General features: G+C 54.2%; 18 protein-coding genes. 6 read left to right on the top strand and 12 right to left on the bottom strand.

The window, feature by feature from the left end; all coding sequences use genetic code 11:
• Positions 1 to 37: 37 nt before the first annotated feature.
• From BZK42_RS02715 to selO, 5 genes are all read left to right on the top strand, one after another.
• Positions 38 to 589: a glutathione peroxidase gene (locus BZK42_RS02715; protein WP_047500296.1), complete on the top strand. Its 552-nt coding sequence runs from the start codon at positions 38 to 40 to the stop codon at positions 587 to 589.
• Complete coding sequence (btuD, locus tag BZK42_RS02720) at positions 589 to 1,338, top strand: vitamin B12 ABC transporter ATP-binding protein BtuD (RefSeq protein WP_080858716.1); 750 nt, start codon at positions 589 to 591, stop codon at positions 1,336 to 1,338. Before BZK42_RS02715 ends, btuD begins: the two co-directional genes overlap by 1 nt.
• 77 nt (positions 1,339 to 1,415) lie before the next feature.
• Entirely contained in the window at positions 1,416 to 1,880 is a 465-nt protein-coding gene (locus BZK42_RS02725) for an NlpC/P60 family protein (RefSeq protein ID WP_003832591.1), read from the top strand.
• A 319-nt stretch (positions 1,881 to 2,199) separates the two neighbouring features.
• The gene (locus BZK42_RS02730; protein WP_019076659.1) at positions 2,200 to 2,913 is read left to right on the top strand and encodes an EAL domain-containing protein; all 714 of its coding nucleotides are present in this window, start codon (positions 2,200 to 2,202) and stop codon (positions 2,911 to 2,913) included.
• A gap of 61 nt (positions 2,914 to 2,974) precedes the next feature.
• Positions 2,975 to 4,417 carry a protein adenylyltransferase SelO gene (gene selO, locus BZK42_RS02735; protein ID WP_080858717.1) on the top strand — a complete coding sequence of 481 codons (1,443 nt, stop codon included), beginning with the start codon at positions 2,975 to 2,977 and terminating at the stop codon, positions 4,415 to 4,417.
• On the opposite strand, the gene BZK42_RS02740 is transcribed toward selO, so the two are convergent.
• The 8 genes from BZK42_RS02740 to ppsR all read right to left on the bottom strand — a co-directional run bounded on the left by BZK42_RS02740 (position 4,414) and on the right by ppsR (position 12,496).
• On the bottom strand, positions 4,414 to 5,193 hold the full coding sequence (locus BZK42_RS02740) for a heme ABC transporter ATP-binding protein (protein ID WP_080858718.1): 780 nt from the start codon (positions 5,191 to 5,193) through the stop codon (positions 4,414 to 4,416). The genes selO and BZK42_RS02740 overlap by 4 nt on opposite strands.
• Positions 5,186 to 6,178, bottom strand: a complete 993-nt coding sequence (locus tag BZK42_RS02745; RefSeq protein ID WP_053389675.1) for a FecCD family ABC transporter permease — start codon at positions 6,176 to 6,178, stop codon at positions 5,186 to 5,188. The genes BZK42_RS02740 and BZK42_RS02745 overlap by 8 nt, the downstream gene beginning before the upstream one ends.
• Complete coding sequence (locus BZK42_RS02750; RefSeq protein ID WP_047358877.1) at positions 6,178 to 6,999, bottom strand: heme/hemin ABC transporter substrate-binding protein; 822 nt, start codon at positions 6,997 to 6,999, stop codon at positions 6,178 to 6,180. The genes BZK42_RS02745 and BZK42_RS02750 overlap by 1 nt, the downstream gene beginning before the upstream one ends.
• Positions 6,996 to 8,027 (bottom strand): hematinate-forming heme oxygenase ChuS, encoded by a 1,032-nt coding sequence (gene chuS, locus BZK42_RS02755; RefSeq protein WP_075847337.1) that lies wholly within the window; start codon positions 8,025 to 8,027, stop codon positions 6,996 to 6,998. The genes BZK42_RS02750 and chuS overlap by 4 nt, the downstream gene beginning before the upstream one ends.
• Positions 8,028 to 8,074: 47 nt before the next feature.
• Positions 8,075 to 10,060, bottom strand: a complete 1,986-nt coding sequence (locus tag BZK42_RS02760) for a TonB-dependent hemoglobin/transferrin/lactoferrin family receptor (RefSeq protein WP_080858719.1) — start codon at positions 10,058 to 10,060, stop codon at positions 8,075 to 8,077.
• A gap of 74 nt (positions 10,061 to 10,134) precedes the next feature.
• Entirely contained in the window at positions 10,135 to 10,365 is a 231-nt protein-coding gene (gene hemP / locus BZK42_RS29555; protein WP_072034386.1) for a hemin uptake protein HemP, read from the bottom strand.
• Positions 10,366 to 10,489: 124 nt separating this feature from the next.
• Entirely contained in the window at positions 10,490 to 11,536 is a 1,047-nt protein-coding gene (aroH, locus tag BZK42_RS02770) for a 3-deoxy-7-phosphoheptulonate synthase AroH (protein ID WP_016152883.1), read from the bottom strand.
• Between the two features lie 126 nt (positions 11,537 to 11,662).
• Entirely contained in the window at positions 11,663 to 12,496 is an 834-nt protein-coding gene (gene ppsR / locus BZK42_RS02775) for a posphoenolpyruvate synthetase regulatory kinase/phosphorylase PpsR (protein ID WP_016152884.1), read from the bottom strand.
• 328 nt (positions 12,497 to 12,824) lie between these two features.
• On the opposite strand from ppsR, the gene ppsA reads away from it, so the two are divergent.
• Entirely contained in the window at positions 12,825 to 15,203 is a 2,379-nt protein-coding gene (ppsA, locus tag BZK42_RS02780) for a phosphoenolpyruvate synthase (RefSeq protein WP_019076667.1), read from the top strand.
• 95 nt (positions 15,204 to 15,298) lie between these two features.
• Here ppsA and fadK read toward each other — a convergent pair whose 3' ends face one another.
• From fadK to BZK42_RS02800, 4 genes are all read right to left on the bottom strand, one after another.
• Entirely contained in the window at positions 15,299 to 16,945 is a 1,647-nt protein-coding gene (fadK, locus tag BZK42_RS02785; RefSeq protein ID WP_047500314.1) for a medium-chain fatty-acid--CoA ligase, read from the bottom strand.
• A gap of 83 nt (positions 16,946 to 17,028) precedes the next feature.
• Positions 17,029 to 17,322, bottom strand: a complete 294-nt coding sequence (locus BZK42_RS02790; RefSeq protein WP_016152887.1) for a ferredoxin family protein — start codon at positions 17,320 to 17,322, stop codon at positions 17,029 to 17,031.
• A complete protein-coding gene (locus tag BZK42_RS02795; RefSeq protein ID WP_049040471.1) occupies positions 17,319 to 18,608 on the bottom strand; it encodes an FAD-dependent oxidoreductase in 1,290 nt (429 codons plus the stop codon). Before BZK42_RS02795 ends, BZK42_RS02790 begins: the two co-directional genes overlap by 4 nt.
• Positions 18,609 to 18,661: 53 nt before the next feature.
• The gene (locus tag BZK42_RS02800; protein ID WP_019076670.1) at positions 18,662 to 19,597 is read right to left on the bottom strand and encodes an electron transfer flavoprotein subunit alpha; all 936 of its coding nucleotides are present in this window, start codon (positions 19,595 to 19,597) and stop codon (positions 18,662 to 18,664) included.
• Positions 19,598 to 19,600: the final 3 nt, after the last annotated feature.

The raw sequence follows: 19,600 nt of genomic DNA on the forward strand, positions 1-19,600 counted from the left end.
TAAAAACTGAAAATCCACCTGTTGTTCTGGAGATGCTATGCAAAACACTATCCTCGATACAGACGTGACGACCATCGACGGCGAGGTGACCTCACTGCAGCCGTATGCCGGAAATGTGCTGTTAATCGTCAACGTTGCTTCAAAATGTGGGCTAACGCCGCAATATGAGCAACTGGAGAATCTGCAGAAAGCCTGGCATCAGCAGGGCTTTACCGTTCTTGGGTTCCCCTGCAACCAGTTTCTGGGCCAGGAGCCGGGCAGTGAAGAGGAAATAAAAACGTACTGCAGTACCACCTGGGGCGTTACCTTCCCGATGTTCAGCAAAATTGAGGTCAATGGCGAGGGACGCCATCCGCTGTATCAGAAACTGATTGATGCCGCGCCAACCGCCGTCGCGCCTGCGGATAGTGGATTCTATGAGCGTATGGCGAGTAAAGGTCGGGCGCCGCTCTACCCGGACGATATTCTGTGGAATTTCGAGAAGTTTTTAGTGGGTCGGGATGGTCAGGTACTGCAACGATTTTCACCTGATATGACGCCTGAGGATCCTGTTCTGGTGCAATCCATCAAGATGGCGCTGGCAAACTAATGTCTCGATTGATGCAGCTACAGGACGTAGCAGAATCGACCCGACTTGGCCCGCTTTCTGGTGAGATAAAAGCAGGGGAGATCCTGCATTTAGTGGGGCCTAACGGCGCAGGAAAGAGCACGCTGTTGGCGCGAATGGCGGGGCTGACGACCGGCAAGGGCAGCATCACCTTTGGTGATGTGTCATTGGATGAATGGCCGGCAGCAAAGCTGGCGCAATATCGTGCTTATCTTGCGCAACAGCAAAACCCGCCGTTTGCGATGCCGGTCTGGCATTTTCTGACGCTGCATCAACCCGATAAAGCACGCACCGATCTGTTACAGGAAATCGCCGATGCGCTTGGGCTTGGAGATAAGCTGGGACGCAGCGTGAATCAGCTCTCCGGCGGTGAGTGGCAGCGCGTGCGCCTGGCTGCGGTTATCCTGCAGATTTGCCCACAAGCGAATCCATTCGGCCAGCTTTTACTGCTGGATGAGCCGATGAACAGCCTGGACGTGGCGCAACAAAATGCGCTGGACCGGATGCTGGGTCAGCTGTGTTTACAGGGCATCGCGATTGTAATGAGCAGTCATGACCTTAATCACACCTTACGTCATGCGCACAAGGCCTGGCTCCTCAAACGCGGGAAGCTGCTTGCCAGTGGTGCTCGTGATACGGTACTAACGCCAGCCAATTTGTCTGCGGCTTATGGCGTGAACTTCCGTCGTTTGGATATTGAAGGCCACAGAATGCTCATATCAACCACTTAAGTTAAATGGGTTCTTGAAAATCATATAATTTCCACGCTAAATTGACATAAAAATATAATTCAGAGGATTCGTCCTGAATGCGCTTTTGGCTTCTTTTCATCACAGCATTGTTTTTGGCGGGCTGCAGCAGCCATCGTGCTCCTGCGCCAAATGCCCGCTTGTCGGATTCTATCGCCGTTATCGCCGGGCTTAATGACCAGCTACAAACCTGGCATGGCACACCCTATCGTTATGGCGGCATGAGCCGTAGCGGAGTGGATTGTTCTGGATTTGTATTGATGACAATGCGCGATAAATTCGATCTGCAACTCCCGCGTGATACCCGCACGCAATCAAAGATTGGTACCGAAATTGATAAAGATGATTTGCTGCCCGGCGATCTGGTGTTCTTTAAAACCGGGTCTGGGGAAAGCGGTCTGCATGTCGGAATTTATGATACCAATAATCAATTTATTCATGCCTCAACCAGCCGTGGTGTGATGCGCTCATCACTGGACAACGTTTACTGGCGCAAAAACTTTTGGCAGGCGCGACGTATTTAATCCTCATCAGTCACGAGGCTGCCTACGGCTGAGCAGCCTCGACATTTCCATTTGTTAGTAACTTCTTATTTCTGCAGCCAGCCGGACAATACCCCTGAACATTAAGAGCGTATCTTGCTAAAAATATGATTTATTCCGAGATATTAAAAAGTGCAAAGCTGGATATTCGCTTATAATCAGGATAAGCTAAAAAAAAGGGATTCGATTTACTGGCTATAAAGGGAAAAATGAAAGGGCCTCTACTTGCATCAGCAATAACGTATTTCTCCATCCTTTGCTACAGGATGCCGGATAACACCTATGCAGAGGGGCTGGCACGATGATTGTTTCAATGGATACTCTTTACCATTCAGAGTTCTCTTTTCTCCCTGCGAGAAACGAAAAAGGCGATCTTGAATACGTAGATATCATTACCAGTTTTGCCAGTGCGCAGGGGGATGTGCGTATACCCACCGAGCTGGTCCTACCTCGGATGTCGGACGAAGAGCAATGTCGCTTATTTACCGAAAAGCTTGAATTAATCGAAACATGCCAACATTTTTTTATTCAACGAAAGGTTTCTGCCTGGATTAATTTAACGCCGGCAATTGCTAATACTTTATTATCAGATGCTAAATTTGCTTCACAAGTTGAACGATTGTCATTTCTGGAACTGGCTATTAATGAAAACTATCCAGAGTTAAATAATGGAAAAGCGAATCCAACGTTGGCAGCACTGGCGGCGCGATTTCCATTAGTACTGACAAACTATGGTGCTGGCGGCATATCAAACCGGGCAATTTTTGATGGGCTGTTCAAACGCGTCGTGCTCGATAAAAACTTTGTTCAACAAAGGATTACACATATTTCGTTTGAGCCGTTTATGCGGGCTATCCTGGCACAGCTATTTCCCAGCAGTGAGTCAATTATCATTAGCGGTATTGATACACCCGAGATGTTAGCGCGCGTACTGCCTCTGGGATTCAGCGCCATGCAGGGCGCGCTGTGGCCTGCTGTGCCCCCCGCGCAGATAATTTCGCTCGCGAAGATATAACCCTCATATTTGCTGGTGTTTAACAGGCTTTTAACAGTCTACACTAGAGACAGGAGGCCCTATGACCCTGTCTTTTACCACCCGCTGGCGTGATGAATTACCAGCAACCTATACAGCACTTTCACCCACTCCCCTGAAAAACGCGCGCCTGATCTGGCATAACGATGCGCTGGCGGAGCAATTAGCTATTCCAGAGACGCTATTTGATATTCCAACCGGAGCCGGTGTTTGGGGCGGTGAATCTTTGCTTCCCGGGATGTCGCCTTTAGCGCAAGTTTATAGCGGACATCAGTTTGGCGTCTGGGCGGGCCAGCTTGGCGATGGACGCGGGATACTGTTGGGCGAACAACAGCTCGCTGACGGCTCAACGTGTGACTGGCACCTGAAAGGCGCCGGACTTACGCCTTATTCCCGTATGGGGGATGGTCGCGCCGTACTGCGCTCGACAATTCGCGAAAGCCTGGCCAGCGAAGCGATGCATTACCTGGGAATACCGACCACGCGGGCATTGTCGATTGTTACCAGCGACACGCCGGTGTATCGCGAAACGGTAGAATCAGGGGCGATGCTCATTCGCGTGGCGCAAAGCCATATGCGCTTTGGCCATTTTGAGCATTTTTACTATCGCCGCGAGCCGGAAAAAGTGCGCCAGTTGGCTGACTTTGCGATTCGCTATTATTGGCCGCAATGGCAGGAAGAAGCCGATAAGTATCAGCTGTGGTTTAACGATGTTGTCACGCGTACTGCGACGTTAATCGCGGACTGGCAGGCGGTGGGATTTGCGCATGGTGTCATGAACACGGACAACATGTCGATTCTGGGACTGACGATGGATTACGGCCCATTCGGTTTCCTTGATGACTACGTGCCCGATTTTATCTGCAACCACTCAGACAACCAGGGGCGATACAGTTTCGATAATCAACCGGCCGCGGCGCTTTGGAACCTGCAACGTCTGGCGCAAACTCTGTCGCCATTTATCCCGGTCGAGGCGCTTAATGATGCGCTGGACAGTTATCAACTGGCGCTGTTAACTCGCTACGGTCAGCGGATGCGACAAAAGCTTGGCTTCTTTAGCGAGCAAAAAAACGATAACGAACTGCTTAGTGAACTGTTTAACCTGATGGCGCGGGAAAGAAGCGACTATACGCGAACGTTTCGCATGCTCAGTCAGACGGAACAACACAGCGCGCAATCCCCGCTGCGCGATGAGTTTATCGAACGCGCAGCGTTTGATGACTGGTTCACACGGTATCGCTCACGCCTGCAGCAAGACAACATTGCCGACGCAGTCAGACAAACGCAGATGAAGGCGGCTAATCCGGCGATGGTATTGCGTAACTGGTTGGCGCAACGGGCGATTAATCAGGCAGAGCAGGGGGATTACGCCGAGCTGCATCGGTTACACGAAGCGTTGCGTACCCCATTTGTCGATCGTGATGATGACTATGTCAGCCGTCCACCTGACTGGGGCAAACGGCTGGAGGTGAGCTGTTCAAGCTAAGGGGCCAGAAACACCTGCGGGGATCCGTTGGCCGGATGCTGGCCAACGTGTACCTGGGCGCCATACCAGCGCTTCAGGTCATCGGCCTGTAACACGGCCTCTGGCGTTCCCTGCGACACCAGCCTGCCGTTGTGCAGCAACACTATTCTGTCTGCCCACAGTGCGGCGAGATTCAGATCGTGAAGCACAATGCACACATGCAGCTCTTGTGAAGCGGTAAGCGTCTTCAGCAAGCGCAACAGATGCTGCTGGTGGTAAAGATCCAGCGCAGAGGTCGGTTCATCAAGGAATAACCAGCCGCGAGGCGCGCCGTCGCACCAAAGTTGCGCCAGTGCACGGGCTAACTGTACTCGCTGTTGTTCGCCGCCGGAAAGCGCGGCGTATTGCCGGCCCGCCAGCGGTGTACATCCGGTCATTTCCATCACCTGAGCGATAAGTCGAGGTTCCGACCGCTGGGTCCAGGGCGCACGCCCCATCGCGATGACGGCCTCTACCGGCCAGTCAAATCCCAGTTGTGTTTGCTGGCGCATCACCGCCCGATGCCGCGACAGTGTTTGGCTATGCCATTCATCCAGCGGTTTACCCGCCAGCACGCAGCGCCCTGTAGCCGGTTTCAGAAAACCGGTCAGCAGGCGCAGCAGGGTGGATTTCCCCGCACCGTTTGGGCCGATGAGCGCCACCAGTTCACCTTTTTCGAGAGCAAGAGTGACGTCGTCAATCACCGCTCTGCCCGCGACGCGATAGTGAAGCCCTTCAGCGATGAAATGTTCAGCCATGAGGTCCTCGCTGACGAAAAATAAGCCATAAAAACCACGGTGCGCCCAGAAGACTGGTTAGCAAACCGACCGGCATTTCCGCAGGCGCAACCGCCGTACGGGCCAGCGTGTCGGCTATCAGCAATAAAAATGCGCCCGCCAGCACGGAACCTGGGATAACGGCCCGATGGTCTGAGCCGAGCCACATGCGCATCAGATGCGGGATAACCAGCCCGATAAAGCCAATTACGCCGCTTACCGCCACGGCTGCGGCAACCAGCAGTGCGCTACAAAGTAGCAAAACACGCTGAACAATACGCACATCTACACCGAGGTAATGCGCCTCTTCCTCACCTAACTGCAGCAGGTTCAGCGCCGGCGCCAGACGCCAGATGATCAGCACCGTCGGGACAGTCAATGAAGTGACAGCCAACAGCGTGGACCATTGCGCGGCCCCCAGACTGCCCATCCCCCATAGCGACAGCTGGCGCAGTTGCGCGTCATTACTGACCCACGACAGAACGCCAACCGCCGCCCCGCACAGCGCGTTGATGGCAATACCGACCAACAGCAGACGTGAGAGTGAAGCGTCGCGCTGTTGGCTAAGGATAAAAATAACCACCGTTGCCGCCAGCGCACCGAGAAAAGCGGCCAGCATGGGGGCGTACAGCATCAACAGCGCGGGCAAAGAGACCGGCAGCACTACCCACAGGGCGACGGCGCAGGCGGCTCCGCTGCTTATCCCCAGTAATCCCGGATCGGCAAGCGGGTTGCGAAACAGGCCCTGCATCACGCAGCCCGCGAGCGCCAGAGAACCGCCAATCACCAGCGCCAGCAGGACGCGGGGCAGGCGAATGGTGAGCCAGATTTGACGCAGTGCCTCATCGCCATCACGCCACAGCAGACTTACCGGCAGGCGCAACGCGCCAAAACCGGTAGCCATAATTGTCATCACGACCAACATGAGTGCGAGTGTCCATAAAGAACAACGGATACGTCGCGACATCAGGGCAATTGCTCTGCTTTAGCGCGAAGCTGCAAAATGGCCTGCGGGGTGCGTACGCTTAAGCCGAGCAGCGCCATATCGTCAACCTGCAATACCTGTTTATTTCGTCCGGCAGGCGTCTGCGCCAGGCCCGGCAGCGCCCACAGGTTATCTTCGCCCCCCATCGCCTTAACGCCGTCCTGTGAAATCACCACCAGATCGGGCTGGCTGGCAATGACACCTTCCTGCGACAGCGGCTGATAGCGGTTAACACCCTGCATTGCGTTGCGCAAACCGGCGGCACGAATAGCCGCATCGGCTGCGGTTTGCTGGCCCGCCGCCATCGCGGTCATCCCGCCATGATTGAGAATAAACAGCACGCGTTTGTTAAGTTCAGATGACGGCAACGCCGCCAGTTCCTGACGTAAGCGGGTGCGCAGCGTTTCGCCATCGGCCTCCCTATGGGTGGCTTCGGCGATGACGCGAATTTTTTCATCAATCACATTAAGCGCGTTGCTTGCCGGGATTGTCACAACCCTGACGTTGCTCTGTTCGAGCTGTTTTAGCGCCAGAGAGGGCTGCGCCTGCGCGCTGGCAAGGACCAGCGTAGGGCGGGTGGCAAGGATCCCTTCGGCGTTGAGCTGGCGCAAATAACCGACATCAGGTAGGGCGTTTGCTGCTTCAGGCCACTGGCTGGTGCTGTCTCGCGCCACAAGGGAAGACTGTGCTCCCAGTGCGTATACAATCTCGGTGACATCGCCACCGAGAGCAACAACCCGTTCCCTGGACGCAGCCATCGCGACGATGGGCAGTAGCGCAATCAGGACCAGCAGTTTTTTCATGCGGCCAGCCCCTTCGGCGTCAGTGCGTCAATTTGCGCGCGCCATTGCGTCTGCTCTGGTTCGCCTTCCGTTCGTTGACCATACAACTGGGCGATTTGCGTGCCGTCGGCAGCAAACAGTTCCAGGCTGGTGACGTGGCCATCGGCGGTCGGTTTGCGCGTTACCCATGTTTCTGCCACGCTCTCTTCCAGCAGGTGTAAGGTAAATGTCGGGTTGAATATGTTCAGCCAGCCTTTCATCGGCACCAGTTTTTCTATCACACCGGTAAAAATCTGTACGCAGCCACGATTACCTACAAAGACCATAATTTCATTGCCATCCTGGCGCGCGGTGTCGAGTAACTGCGCCAGAGCGCTATTTGCGACTTTACAGGCCAGATCGTCGCCCACCAGGTTAAACGCCTGTTGGCGGGTGAGATCGTGGCGTTTCAGCAGACCGAAGAACTGGTGTACATCGGTCATGGCTCGCCACTCTTGATCCACGGTCTGCGCATCGACCGTGACGGTGGCTGGAGCAGAAGGGGGGGCGGGTTGCAGCGCCAGAGGCGGGTTTTCCGCGAAGATGAAACGGGTCAGCAACGCAGCCCATTCCTCAATGAGGGTATTCTGTGTGGTATAGACCTTCAGCAGCGCATCCCCCTGATGGTCAAAGAACTGAATGCTCTGACGCTCACCGTGGGCGGTTGTTTCGCTGATATGGAACACGCTTGCCCACTGATTGAGGAACAGGCGCAGGTCGAGAGCGCGCGGATTGAGTACCAGTCCGGCATGACCGTTCAGGTGCTGATTGGTAAACGCACCAACCTGCTCATGCACCGCATATTCGTTGCGGCATATACATTTGGTTTCGCCGACAGCTTCCAGTGCGCCGAGGATTTCACGCACTTCGCCCCGTAAGCGCCAGGCGTCATGACCGACGCGCGCGAAGGTCAGTTCGGCTTCGCTAATATTCATCAATCCCGCAATATCACGTGCGTATTTGCCCGGATTTTCTTTCTTCAGTTCCAGCCAGCGTGTGTAATGATTCATTGTCTCTTCCTTCCAGATTGCTGCCCCGGCGAACCGGGGAAAAGTGATTACCACTGATAACTCACGAAAATTTTGCCATTACGACCATCCTGCGGAATGCCCTGCGGCGACCAGTACTCTTTGTCGAAGGCGTTGCCCAGTACCAGCGTGGTGGTCATGCCTTTCAGCGCTTGTTGGCCCTGATAGCTCACGTAGAAATCGTTTACCGCATAACCGGCCTGTTTCGTGTAGCTGCTGCTGATATGCGTTGAACGGTCAGCAAATGTACCTATCCAGCCAACGGAGAAACCGCTGTGCGCAACCGGTACGTTCAGTTTGCTGGTGACGGTATCCGGGTTAATGCTGGAAATGTATTCGCCGGTGTCTGTATCTTTGCCGCGCGTACGGTTATAGGCCATGTCGAGGCTGAACAGATCGGCGGAATATTTCGCCATCACGTCCCAGCCCCAGATTTTGGCGTTGGGTACGTTATAGGACATGGTTGTCGCGGCGGCAAAGTCGACGCTGGTGGAGATGTAATCTTTCGCTTTGGTGTCGAAATAGCTGGCTTTAAATTCGAGCGCATCGCTCGCCATCAACAGATCGTCAAAGCGCAGGCCAAATCCGTATTCCTGGGTTTCGTTGGTTTCCGGGCGTAGGTTAGGGTTCGGCACCCAGTAGTTGGTGTAAAAACGGCCAATCGAGAAGTGTTTCGCATCGTTATACATCTCGCCCATGGTCGGCGCACGGAAGGCCTGAGCGTATGATCCGAACAGCATCAGCCAGTCGGTTGGCGCAACGGTGAGCCCGGCGCGGGACGACCATTTATCGGCATCGACATCTTCATAGCCGTCGCTGCTGCCACGATAAGAGTCATAACGGGTACCGCCCAGCAGCGTAACCGGCAGGTCGCGCAGGGTGATTTCATCTTGTAGCCAACCGGAGCTGAAATCGATTTTTGCCTCCGGGAAACCGGTGGTTGCGCCGCCTGGCTGTTGTTCCTGACGATAGTATTCCCCGCCGTAGGTCAGCAAATGAGATGCAAAAGAGTCGGTAAACAGGCGGCTGCGGTTGTCGATTTTGCCGCCTTTGGTGGTTTGTTTGCGAAACTCGCCGGTGTTATCCGTGTTTTGCGCATTAATGCGTGCTTCGGACCAGTAGACGCGGGCATCCGCGTTCAACCAGTCATTGTCGGCTGGAGCAATCGAGTAGGTCAGTTGCGCGTCGCGCTGGATGGTTGAGCGATCGGTCATCGGGTTGCTGGTGGCATCCGCCGCGCTGGTTTGCGGGTTTTTAGGTTCACGGGCGTCATTGTTGTAGTAACGCAGCGAGCCGGCCAGCGTCTGGGCGCTGTCAATTTTCCAGCTGCCTTTCGCCAGCATATTGTTAATCGCTTCGTCGTTTGGTGCCGTAGTGCCGTTGCTCTGGCGCAAATCACCGCGATCGCGACTGGACCAGGCAAGCAGTCCGTCCAGCGTATCGGTGCGACCAAACGCGCTGGCGCCCATACCGAGGCTGTGATCGCCGGTTGCCGCGGTACCGAACACGCGATAACCGCTGTTTTGACCGGCTTCCAGCAGATCTTTGGCATCCGCAGTGTCATAGGCGATCACACCACCTAACGCGCCGCTACCGTACAGCAGTGCAGAAGGGCCACGGACGACCTCGATGCGTTTGATCAGCGCCGGATCGAGGAAGGTACTGTTCAGGTGTCCGGTGTCGGTTCCCTGACGAACGCCATCAACCAGCACCAGAACGCCACGTCGATCGTAGCCGCGCAGATTCACGTCCTGGCCGTTAGTACGACCGGTGCCGTCAAGGGTCAGGCCCGGAACCGTACGCAACAGGTCGGCTGCCGAGCTGGCGGTCTGGTTTTCCGGCGCGGTGGCATCAATCACGCTGACCATCATCGGTGCTTCAAAAGCACTTCGGGCATTGCCGGTAGCGGTGACGGTCATATCTTCTACCGCCGCATACGCGACGGCGGGCAGGTTACTGATAATCGCCAGCGCCAAGAGCGAAGGGCGCAGGGATGCAGTGTGCAGGTGTGGCATAGCAACTCTCCATTAGGAAATCGAAAAGCGCTGGCTGCCTGGGTACTACCTGGGTGGCTGGCGAAAAGTGGTGTTTATTTGGTCAGAATGAGTTTTCCGGCTTGTGTCTGGCGCAGCAGATAGAGCTGACCATCGTGTTCTATGATCACGCGCCCCTCTTTGCCCAGCAGACTTTTACTGTCAATTCGGCGCTCGTTTGGCGCGACGGCAGGCGGTGTTTTTTCTTTTGCGGGCGTTGTTGTGTTATCCATACGTGAATAGTGTTTAAAAATAACAATCAATTTAACAATGATAATCATTATCATCAAACTGCAAAATTGCGGCAAGCCTTTTTGTGAAATAATTGTGACGAGAATAGATTTTGTACAATAAGGAGGGGGAAAACAAAGGATTAGCACCGGGCAACGTGATGTTACCCGGCGAACAGCATTAAAAACGGCTATCAACCGCAGAGGCGAGTTTTTCAACAAGCAGTTCAGTATCTTCCCAGTTCAGGCACGGGTCGGTAATGGACTGGCCGTAAACCAGCGGCTGGCCGCTAACGATTTTTTGCGTACCTTCACGCAGGAAACTCTCCGCCATAATCCCGGCAATCGCCGTCGAACCATTGCGAATTTGCTGGCACACATCATCACAAACGTCCAACTGACGACGATGCTGCTTCTGGCAATTGCCATGGCTAAAATCGACCACCAGATGTTCAGGCAGGGAAAATTCGTGCAGGGTATCGCAGGCGGCGGCAATATCTTCAGCATAATAATTCGGCTTTTTACCGCCGCGCATGATGATATGCCCGTAAGGATTACCGCTGGTCTGATAAATGGTCATCTGGCCGGTTTTATCCGGAGAGAGGAACATATGGCTGGCACGGGAGGCGCGAATCGCATCGACGGCAATACGCGTATTGCCATCCGTACCGTTTTTAAAGCCGACCGGGCAGGAAAGCGCAGAGGCCATTTCACGGTGGATCTGGCTTTCGGTGGTGCGTGCGCCAATGGCTCCCCAACTGATTAAATCGGCAATAAACTGACCGGTCACCATGTCGAGGAATTCTGTTGCCGTGGGTACGCCCAGTTCATTGACCTGCAACAGCAGTTTGCGCGCCAGTTCAATGCCGTGGTTCACGCGGTAGCTGCCGTTTAAATCCGGGTCGGAAATTAAGCCTTTCCAGCCCACTACGGTGCGCGGTTTTTCAAAATAAGTGCGCATCACGATTTCCAGACGCGCCTGATGTTTTTCGCGCAGCGCCTGTAAACGCGTCGCGTATTCCATGGCGGCATCAAGATCGTGAATCGAGCAGGGACCTACGATCACCAGTAAACGAGCGTCTTCACCATTTAAAATTTTTTCTATCCGGCGTCGGGAGTCCGTAACATGACGGGCGACGGAGGACGAAACAGGATGCCGTTGCGCAAGCTCTGCTGGAGTGACCAGGTTGTCAATACGCGCAGTACGGAGTTCATCGGTTCTGTTCATTACTTGTCTCAGAAATTTGTTGCTTCAACGGCAGGACTACCGGGAAGTGATGTATATCACAATATCATACTCATCCTGCCTGGTGGCGAGCATAATAACAAAAAATCGAACCAATGCACTAGCATTCTAGTACATGCGGCGATTCAGCCCCATGATGTCGAGGATCTTGGTAGCAATCTCTTCTACCGAATAATTGGTACTGTTCAGCCATGGGATCTGGTTTTTCCGGTATAGCGCTTCCACCTCAGCAACCTCCATCCGGCACTGGCGCATCGAGGCGTAACGGCTGTTTTCCCGGCGCTCTTCGCGGATGGCCGCCAGGCGCTCAGGGTCAATGGTCAGGCCGAACAATTTATGCTGTAACGGCTTCAGGGACGCTGGCAGCACCAGATTATCCATATCATCGGCAATAAAGGGGTAGTTGGCCGCGCGAATGCCAAACTGCATGGCCAGATACAAACTGGTCGGGGTTTTACCGCAACGGGAAACGCCAAGCAGGATCACCTGCGCCTGATCGAGGTTGCGCAACGAAATGCCGTCGTCATGGGCGAGGGTATAATCAATGGCGGCAATGCGCGCGTCGTACTTGTTAAGGTTGCCGGGGTTCAGGCCGTGGGTACGATGGGCGATCGGCGTAGGGTCGAGCTTCATCTCTTGCTGCAGTGGGGCCACCAACGCCTGCACGATATCCTGACAAAATCCTTCGCTTTGCAAAATGATCGAGCGAATTTCCGGCAAAACGATTGAGTAAAACACCAGAGGGCGCACGCCAGTTTGTTGATAGATCGCGTCAATCTGGTCTTTAACCGCTCGCGCACGACTCTCATTTTCCACAAACGGCAGCGTAATGCTGCTGATCGTAACCGGAAATTGCGACATTACCGCGTGGCCCAATACCTCGGCGGTGATGGCCGTACCATCAGAAATATAAAATACGTGACGATCAACAGCATTATCCATTTTGCTCATCCTGGGGCTGACATAATTCTCTGAAAGCATAAATTAAAATTCGCCAGAAGCGAATATTGCTGCATCTATTTTGTAAAATGAAACGGTATTTTTATATTTACTGAAAAGTACATTTCATTTTTCGGAACAAATGTTTATACCGGTAGTTTTTGTGGTGATCCCCTGTGGCTCGCGGGTTTGCGCAAATGCGGAAACAATCTGAAAAAATAAAAAATAAAGTTGCTTGAACGATTCACCGTTTTTTTCGCTGAAGTAAATATGCAAAGATAATTACGCAAAATTGAGTTTCCTAACCTCGTTCATATATAAGGATTGTTCGATGTCCAACAATGGCTCGTCACCGCTGGTGCTTTGGTATAACCAACTCGGCATGAATGATGTAGACAGAGTTGGGGGCAAAAATGCCTCCCTGGGTGAAATGATTACTAACCTTTCCGGTATGGGTGTTTCCGTACCGAATGGTTTTGCAACGACCGCCGATGCGTTTAACCAGTTTCTGGACCAGAGCGGTGTAAACCAGCGCATTTATGAGCTGCTGGATAAAACGGATATTGACGATGTCACCGAGCTTGCGAAAGCCGGCGCACAGATCCGCCAGTGGATTATCGACACTCCTTTCCAGCCGGAGCTGGAAAATGCCGTCCGCGATGCCTACGCGCAGCTGTCAGCAGACGATGCCCATGCCTCTTTTGCCGTGCGCTCTTCCGCCACCGCAGAAGATATGCCAGATGCGTCATTTGCCGGTCAGCAGGAAACCTTCCTCAACGTCCAGGGATTTGATGCCGTACTGGTTGCTATCAAACACGTCTTCGCCTCGCTGTTTAACGACCGAGCAATCTCTTATCGCGTTCACCAGGGTTATGACCATCGTGGCGTAGCGCTCTCTGCTGGCGTTCAGCGGATGGTGCGCTCAGACCTCGCGTCTTCCGGCGTAATGTTCTCCATCGATACCGAATCCGGTTTCGATCAGGTGGTGTTCATCACTTCCGCATGGGGCCTGGGCGAGATGGTCGTGCAGGGTGCCGTTAACCCGGATGAATTCTACGTGCACAAACCGACTCTGGCGGCAAACCGTCCGGCGATCGTCCGTCGCACAATGGGTTCGAAAAAAATCCGTATGGTCTACGCGCCAACCCAGGAACACGGCAAGCAGGTGACGATTGAAGATGTACCGCAGGAGCAGCGCGACATTTTCTCCCTGACCAACGAAGAAGTGCAGGAGCTGGCGAAGCAGGCGGTACAGATCGAGAAGCACTACGGTCGTCCGATGGACATCGAATGGGCGAAAGACGGTCATACCGGCAAGCTGTTCATTGTGCAGGCGCGTCCGGAAACCGTGCGCTCGCGCGGCCAGGTGATGGAGCGTTATACGCTGCATGCTCAGGGTAAAATTATTGCTGAAGGTCGTGCTATCGGTCACCGCATTGGCGCGGGTCCGGTCAAAGTCATTCAGGACATCAGCGAAATGAACCGTATCGAACCTGGCGACGTCCTGGTTACCGACATGACCGACCCGGACTGGGAACCGATCATGAAGAAAGCGGCGGCGATTGTCACCAACCGTGGCGGTCGTACCTGTCACGCGGCGATCATTGCCCGTGAACTGGGGATCCCGGCCGTGGTTGGCTGTGGTGATGCCACCGAGCGTATGAAGGACGGTGAGAAAGTCACTGTCTCCTGTGCCGAGGGTGATACCGGTTATGTTTACGCTGAGATGCTCGACTTCAGCGTGAAGAGTTCCAGCGTGGAGACCATGCCGGATCTGCCGTTGAAGGTGATGATGAACGTGGGTAACCCGGACCGGGCTTTCGACTTCGCCTGTCTGCCAAACGAAGGTGTCGGCCTGGCGCGTCTGGAATTTATCATCAACCGCATGATTGGCGTACACCCGCGTGCGTTGCTGGAGTTCGATGACCAGACGCCTGAGCTGCAAAACGAAATCCGCGGCATGATGAAAGGTTTTGATTCCCCGCGTGAATTCTACGTTGGTCGTCTGACGGAAGGGATCGCCACGCTGGGTGCGGCGTTCTATCCAAAACGCGTTATCGTGCGTATGTCAGACTTTAAGTCCAACGAATATGCCAACCTCGTCGGCGGTGAGCGTTATGAGCCGCATGAAGAGAACCCGATGCTGGGCTTCCGCGGGGCGGGCCGTTACATTGCTGATAGCTTCCGCGACTGTTTCGCGCTGGAATGTGACGCAGTGAAACGTGTCCGTAACGATATGGGCCTGACTAACGTAGAAGTGATGGTACCGTTTGTACGTACCGTTGCCCAGGCGAAAGCGGTAGTGGAAGAGCTGGCGCGTCAGGGGCTGAAACGCGGTGAGAACGGACTGAAGATCATCATGATGTGCGAGATCCCGTCCAACGCCTTGCTGGCCGAGCAGTTCCTTGAGTACTTTGACGGCTTCTCCATCGGTTCAAACGACATGACGCAGCTGGCGTTGGGACTGGACCGAGACTCTGGTGTGGTTTCTGAACTGTTTGATGAGCGTAACGACGCGGTGAAAGCGCTGCTGTCGATGGCGATTCGTGCAGCCAAGAAACAGGGCAAATACGTGGGTATTTGCGGTCAGGGTCCATCCGATCACGAAGACTTCGCCGCCTGGCTGATGGAAGAGGGGATCGACAGTCTGTCGCTGAACCCGGACACCGTCGTGCAGACCTGGCTGAGCCTGGCTGAACTGAAGAAGTAACATCATGCCGGATGGTGGTGTAAATGCCTTACCCGGCCTACGGTTAGTATGCAACGTAGGCCGGATTAGAGGTGTTAGCATCGCCATCCGGTACTTTACCCTTCAACGCTTTCCACACTCTCCACGCTTAAACGCTGAATGATATCCTGACGCAGCTGGTATTTTTGTACCTTGCCTGACGCCGTGCGCGGTAACGTTTCGACAATGACGATGTGTTCCGGATATTTATACTTTGCCACCCGTTTGCGGCTAAAAAAGGCCACCACTGATTCCAGCGACAGCGAATGATGCGGCGGTTTCAGCACCACATAAGCGCACGATCGTTCACCTAACCGATCGTCTGGCATCGCGACAACGCAGGCATCATGAATGCGCGGATGCTGTAATAAAATATCCTCCACTTCGCGGCTACTGATGTTTTCCCCACCGCGCACAATAATATCTTTTTTACGCCCGGTAATTTTGATGTATCCCGCTTCGTCCATGCGGCATAAGTCGCCACTGTAATACCAGCCATCTTTGTCCAGCGCGCGGGCGGTCAGTTCAGGCTCATCGAGGTAGCCCATAAAAACATTGGGGCCACGCGAGGCCTCTTCACCTTCGACCCCTGCAGGCAACGTATTGCGCGCTTCATCGACGACTTTAATTTCCACGCCTGCGGCGGCATATCCATCGGTGTTCATCATGCGTGAAAGTGAATCGTCGAGATTGACCAGCGCATGCGGCGAGCTCTCCGTCGAACCATAGATGCTTAACAATTTAATGCCGCGCTGTTGGCAGTCACGGGCAATTTTTTGCGGAATGGTGGTGCCACCGCATAAGAAAAAACGTAGTGATGTGAGATCACAGGGCCGTTTTTCCAGACTACACAACATGTCGTAGACGAAGGGGGTTGCACCGAGCACGCAGGTACAGCGTTGTTGCTCGAGCAGTTCAAGACACGCGGTTGGGGTGAATATATCCAACAATACGCTGCGTGCGCCGATTAAAAACGGCGCGGTAACGCCATGCAAAAAACCGGTAGCGTGTCCCAGTGGGGCGGGCATCAAAAACACATCCTGCCAGGTGAGATTGAGTCGGGCACAGTAGGCGCGTTCGCTGGCAAGGATATTGTTGTGGGTTAACATTACGCCTTTCGGCATTCCCTCGGTCCCGGAGGTAAATAGCACGGCAGCCAGTTCATCGGCGTGAACGTTAATAACCTGGGTTAATGGCGGAGCCAGAAGCAGTTGGCTGAACGCCAGCGAGGCGGTGGCCGGTGCCAGTTTATCTACGGCAACAATCTGTTGCAGATGCGGCAACTGGTTTTGCAAGGGGAGGATCAGATCAACCGGTCGGGTCTGTTTAAACAACGTCGGTGCGAAAAAAATCTTCGCTTTGCATTTGTTCAGTACCCACACCAGTTCCGCTTCGCGCCAGGCAGGCAGCAGTGGTACGGAAACGGCTCCGGTTTTCAGGCAGGCCAGGTAGATAATGGTGAACTCGCACCAGCCAGGCAACTGAAAGGCAATGCGATCGCCGGGTTGGATCCCGCAGGCTACAAACCAGGTTGCCAGACTGCTGGCAGCATCGTCGAGTGCAGCGTAGGTATATGAAGCGCCATGATTATCAACCACGGCGATTTTATCCGGCATGGCTCTGGCGGTTTGGTGCCAGTAATCGCCAAGCGAAGCATCTCCCCATAAACCCAGTTGTCGCCAGGCCTGGCGACGTTCGGCGTTAAACGTAAGTGTGATACTCATGAAGTTATTCCCAGGATTATTTCGGCATACATCTGACCGGATGGCCAGGCGGGGCCAATCCGGCGTACAACATGCAAAATCCGTTAGCCGTAGCGGAAATCAACGCCAAATGTTCCGAGCGGGTATTCCCATTGTGTGAGGATCGTGTCACCGCACAGCACCCGGCAGGTGCCGCACTCCAGGCAGCCTGCGGAATCAAAATGAATATTTCCACTCTCATCCTGTTTATACAGTCCGGCGGGGCAGGCTTTCAGCAACTTGCGAAATTCATTAAGGTCGGGATGTTCAGCCAGAATGATGTGCGGGTGGCCTTCATCAACATTAAATTTATTGACGCCCAGTTTGACGTCGACGTTAACGTTAGTGTCCTGATTCATAGTGCGGTGGCCCCCTTGATGCCGTCTTTCAGTAAGTTCATCAGCCCAATCTGCCTGGCATGGGACATGATCATCTTGCGAACGGGCTGATTTGGGCTTCCGTCGACGGTAAACATATCGTTCATGATATCGGCCACCATGCGGGGATACTGGGTGAACAGGCGCGGGTTTTCCATCAGCGCCGGGATCTTGCGAAAATGCTGTAAATCACGCATCACACAGCCCTGTTCGAGGGCGCGTTTGTAATCCATCAAGCTACTGGCCGAGTAATCCTGGCGCTCTTTTGCTGCAATGGCTGTTTGGGCGGCGGCTTCTGCGGAAGCTATCGCCAAATCCATGCCGCGCACGGTATAACCCAGATTCAGACAGAAACCAGCGGCATCGCCGACGATCATTACCCCGTCATCAACCAGTTTCGGAACCATTGCCAGACCGCCTTCCGGTACCATATGTGCGGAATACTCCAGCAGTTCACCGCCGGCAATCAGCGGACGAATAGTCGGGTGTCGCTTAAAGTCTTCCAGCATTTGCGGAATGCTTTTCGTGGCATGGGCAATATCCCCCAGACCACACACCAGGCCCAGAGAGATGGAATCCTGGTTGGTATACAGAAATCCGCCTCCCATCAGTCCATCAGACGGTGAACCTGCGAACAGCCAGGCTGCACCTTCGTTGCCTGACAGATTGAACCGATCCGCAATCACCGCCGACGGTAAGCCGATCAGCTCTTTTACGCCAACGGCATAGTGCTGCGCAGAAGAGGGGGGAACCATTCCCAGCGACCGTCCCAGCATAGAATTAACGCCATCGGCAAGGATGACAATATTGGCTTCAAGGATATCGTCCCCGGCTTGCACACCGGTGACCTTATTGCCTTCGCGAATTAGCGCGTCGACGCGCACGCCGGGGATGAACTGCACGCCAGCCTGTTCCGCTTTTTCCATTAGCCATGGGTCAAGCCGGTTGCGCAAAACGGTATAAGAGTCCTGCGCTGGCGCGTTGTCTTTTTCACGATGGAAGTCGAGGGTAACGGCGCTCTCTTCGGTCAGGAAGGAGATTTTTTCGCGGGTGACTTTACGTTCGAGAGGCGCTTCCTGCGCGAATCCGGGCATGATGCGCTCAAGGCTATGCGCGTAGAGTCTCCCGCCGGTCATATTTTTACTGCCAGCACTGTTGCCGCGCTCAATGACCAGTACGTCCAGTCCGGCCCGGGCCATAACGTAACCTGCCATTGTACCCGCTACACCAGCCCCGACCACAATGGCATCAAATTTTTCATCTGACATGCTTTATGCTCCTTTCCCGCCGCGAGGGCAGCGGGAGATGTGCGTTAACGGGATTAGCGGCTGAGATGGTCGATAAGGGCCGGAACCACTTTGTAGATGTCGCCCACCAGACCGTAATCGGCGTAATTGAAAATAGGGGCTTTTTTATCTTTGTTGATGGCGACAATGACTTTCGCGCCGTTACCGCCGACCATATGCTGAATTTGTCCTGAGATGCCCAGCGTGAGATACAGGTCTGATTTCAATAACACGCCAGAAACGCCAATGTAGCGTTCGCGTTCCATCCAGTTTTCGCCTTCGGCAATCGGTCGTGAACAACCCACTTCAGCACCCAGCACAGATGCCAGTTGGCGCACCATTTCCAGATCGTTTTGCGCCACCAGACCGCGACCCACACCCACCACGCGCCTGGCTTTGCTGAGATCCACGCTGCTCACGGATTTGGCACGACGCTCCAGGCACATCACTTCATGGTGCGGCGCGATGTACGTTGCTGAGACAACCGGGCAGTTGTGCGAGGCATTTTCCGCGACCGGTTCAAGCTGGCCTGGAGCAAGCGTGATAATCGCCAGCGTACTTTTGATTTTTTCTTTGCCAAATGCCAGACCACCATACATCCGGTGTTCGGCGAACAAAATGCCTGCATCCAGCGTTACCGATGTGGCGTCGTTCACCATCGCTGCGTTGAGCTGAATGCTTAAGCGTGCGCCAAGGGATTTGGCTCGTTTAGTCGCGGACATCAGCAGCAGCCCGGCGTGTTCCTGCATCAGGGCGGCGATGGTCTCAGCGTAATTTTCAACACGCTGTAAACCGGAGGTTGCGTCGAGCACGACTATCTTATCGGCACCCAAGGCTTGCAACTGATTGGCCTGGTCGCTGCCTTGTACGATAAGGTGTACCTGCTCACCCCACAGGCGAGCGCCGGCCATTAATTCTGCATAGCGTTCTACGTTATCGCTGAACACCCAGACGTTGGCTAATTTACTCATGAT

The sequence above is a fragment of the Citrobacter braakii genome, assembly GCF_002075345.1.
GTDB lineage: Bacteria > Pseudomonadota > Gammaproteobacteria > Enterobacterales > Enterobacteriaceae > Citrobacter > Citrobacter braakii.

Excerpts from the sequence above, each read along its gene's own strand:
- BZK42_RS02715 (WP_047500296.1), top strand. The coding sequence starts at position 38 with ATGCAAAACACTATCCTCGATACAGACGTGACGACCATCGACGGCGAG.
- BZK42_RS02745 (WP_053389675.1), bottom strand. The coding sequence starts at position 6,178 with ATGTCGCGACGTATCCGTTGTTCTTTATGGACACTCGCACTCATGTTG.
- BZK42_RS02730 (WP_019076659.1), top strand. The coding sequence starts at position 2,200 with ATGATTGTTTCAATGGATACTCTTTACCATTCAGAGTTCTCTTTTCTC.
- ppsA (WP_019076667.1), top strand. The coding sequence starts at position 12,825 with ATGTCCAACAATGGCTCGTCACCGCTGGTGCTTTGGTATAACCAACTC.
- BZK42_RS02795 (WP_049040471.1), bottom strand. The coding sequence starts at position 18,608 with ATGTCAGATGAAAAATTTGATGCCATTGTGGTCGGGGCTGGTGTAGCG.
- BZK42_RS02800 (WP_019076670.1), bottom strand. The coding sequence starts at position 19,597 with ATGAGTAAATTAGCCAACGTCTGGGTGTTCAGCGATAACGTAGAACGC.
- fadK (WP_047500314.1), bottom strand. The coding sequence starts at position 16,945 with ATGAGTATCACACTTACGTTTAACGCCGAACGTCGCCAGGCCTGGCGA.
- BZK42_RS02760 (WP_080858719.1), bottom strand. The coding sequence starts at position 10,060 with ATGCCACACCTGCACACTGCATCCCTGCGCCCTTCGCTCTTGGCGCTG.
- BZK42_RS02725 (WP_003832591.1), top strand. The coding sequence starts at position 1,416 with ATGCGCTTTTGGCTTCTTTTCATCACAGCATTGTTTTTGGCGGGCTGC.
- ppsR (WP_016152884.1), bottom strand. The coding sequence starts at position 12,496 with ATGGATAATGCTGTTGATCGTCACGTATTTTATATTTCTGATGGTACG.
- btuD (WP_080858716.1), top strand. The coding sequence starts at position 589 with ATGTCTCGATTGATGCAGCTACAGGACGTAGCAGAATCGACCCGACTT.
- chuS (WP_075847337.1), bottom strand. The coding sequence starts at position 8,027 with ATGAATCATTACACACGCTGGCTGGAACTGAAGAAAGAAAATCCGGGC.
- BZK42_RS02740 (WP_080858718.1), bottom strand. The coding sequence starts at position 5,193 with ATGGCTGAACATTTCATCGCTGAAGGGCTTCACTATCGCGTCGCGGGC.
- BZK42_RS02750 (WP_047358877.1), bottom strand. The coding sequence starts at position 6,999 with ATGAAAAAACTGCTGGTCCTGATTGCGCTACTGCCCATCGTCGCGATG.
- aroH (WP_016152883.1), bottom strand. The coding sequence starts at position 11,536 with ATGAACAGAACCGATGAACTCCGTACTGCGCGTATTGACAACCTGGTC.
- selO (WP_080858717.1), top strand. The coding sequence starts at position 2,975 with ATGACCCTGTCTTTTACCACCCGCTGGCGTGATGAATTACCAGCAACC.
- hemP (WP_072034386.1), bottom strand. The coding sequence starts at position 10,365 with ATGATAATGATTATCATTGTTAAATTGATTGTTATTTTTAAACACTAT.
- BZK42_RS02790 (WP_016152887.1), bottom strand. The coding sequence starts at position 17,322 with ATGAATCAGGACACTAACGTTAACGTCGACGTCAAACTGGGCGTCAAT.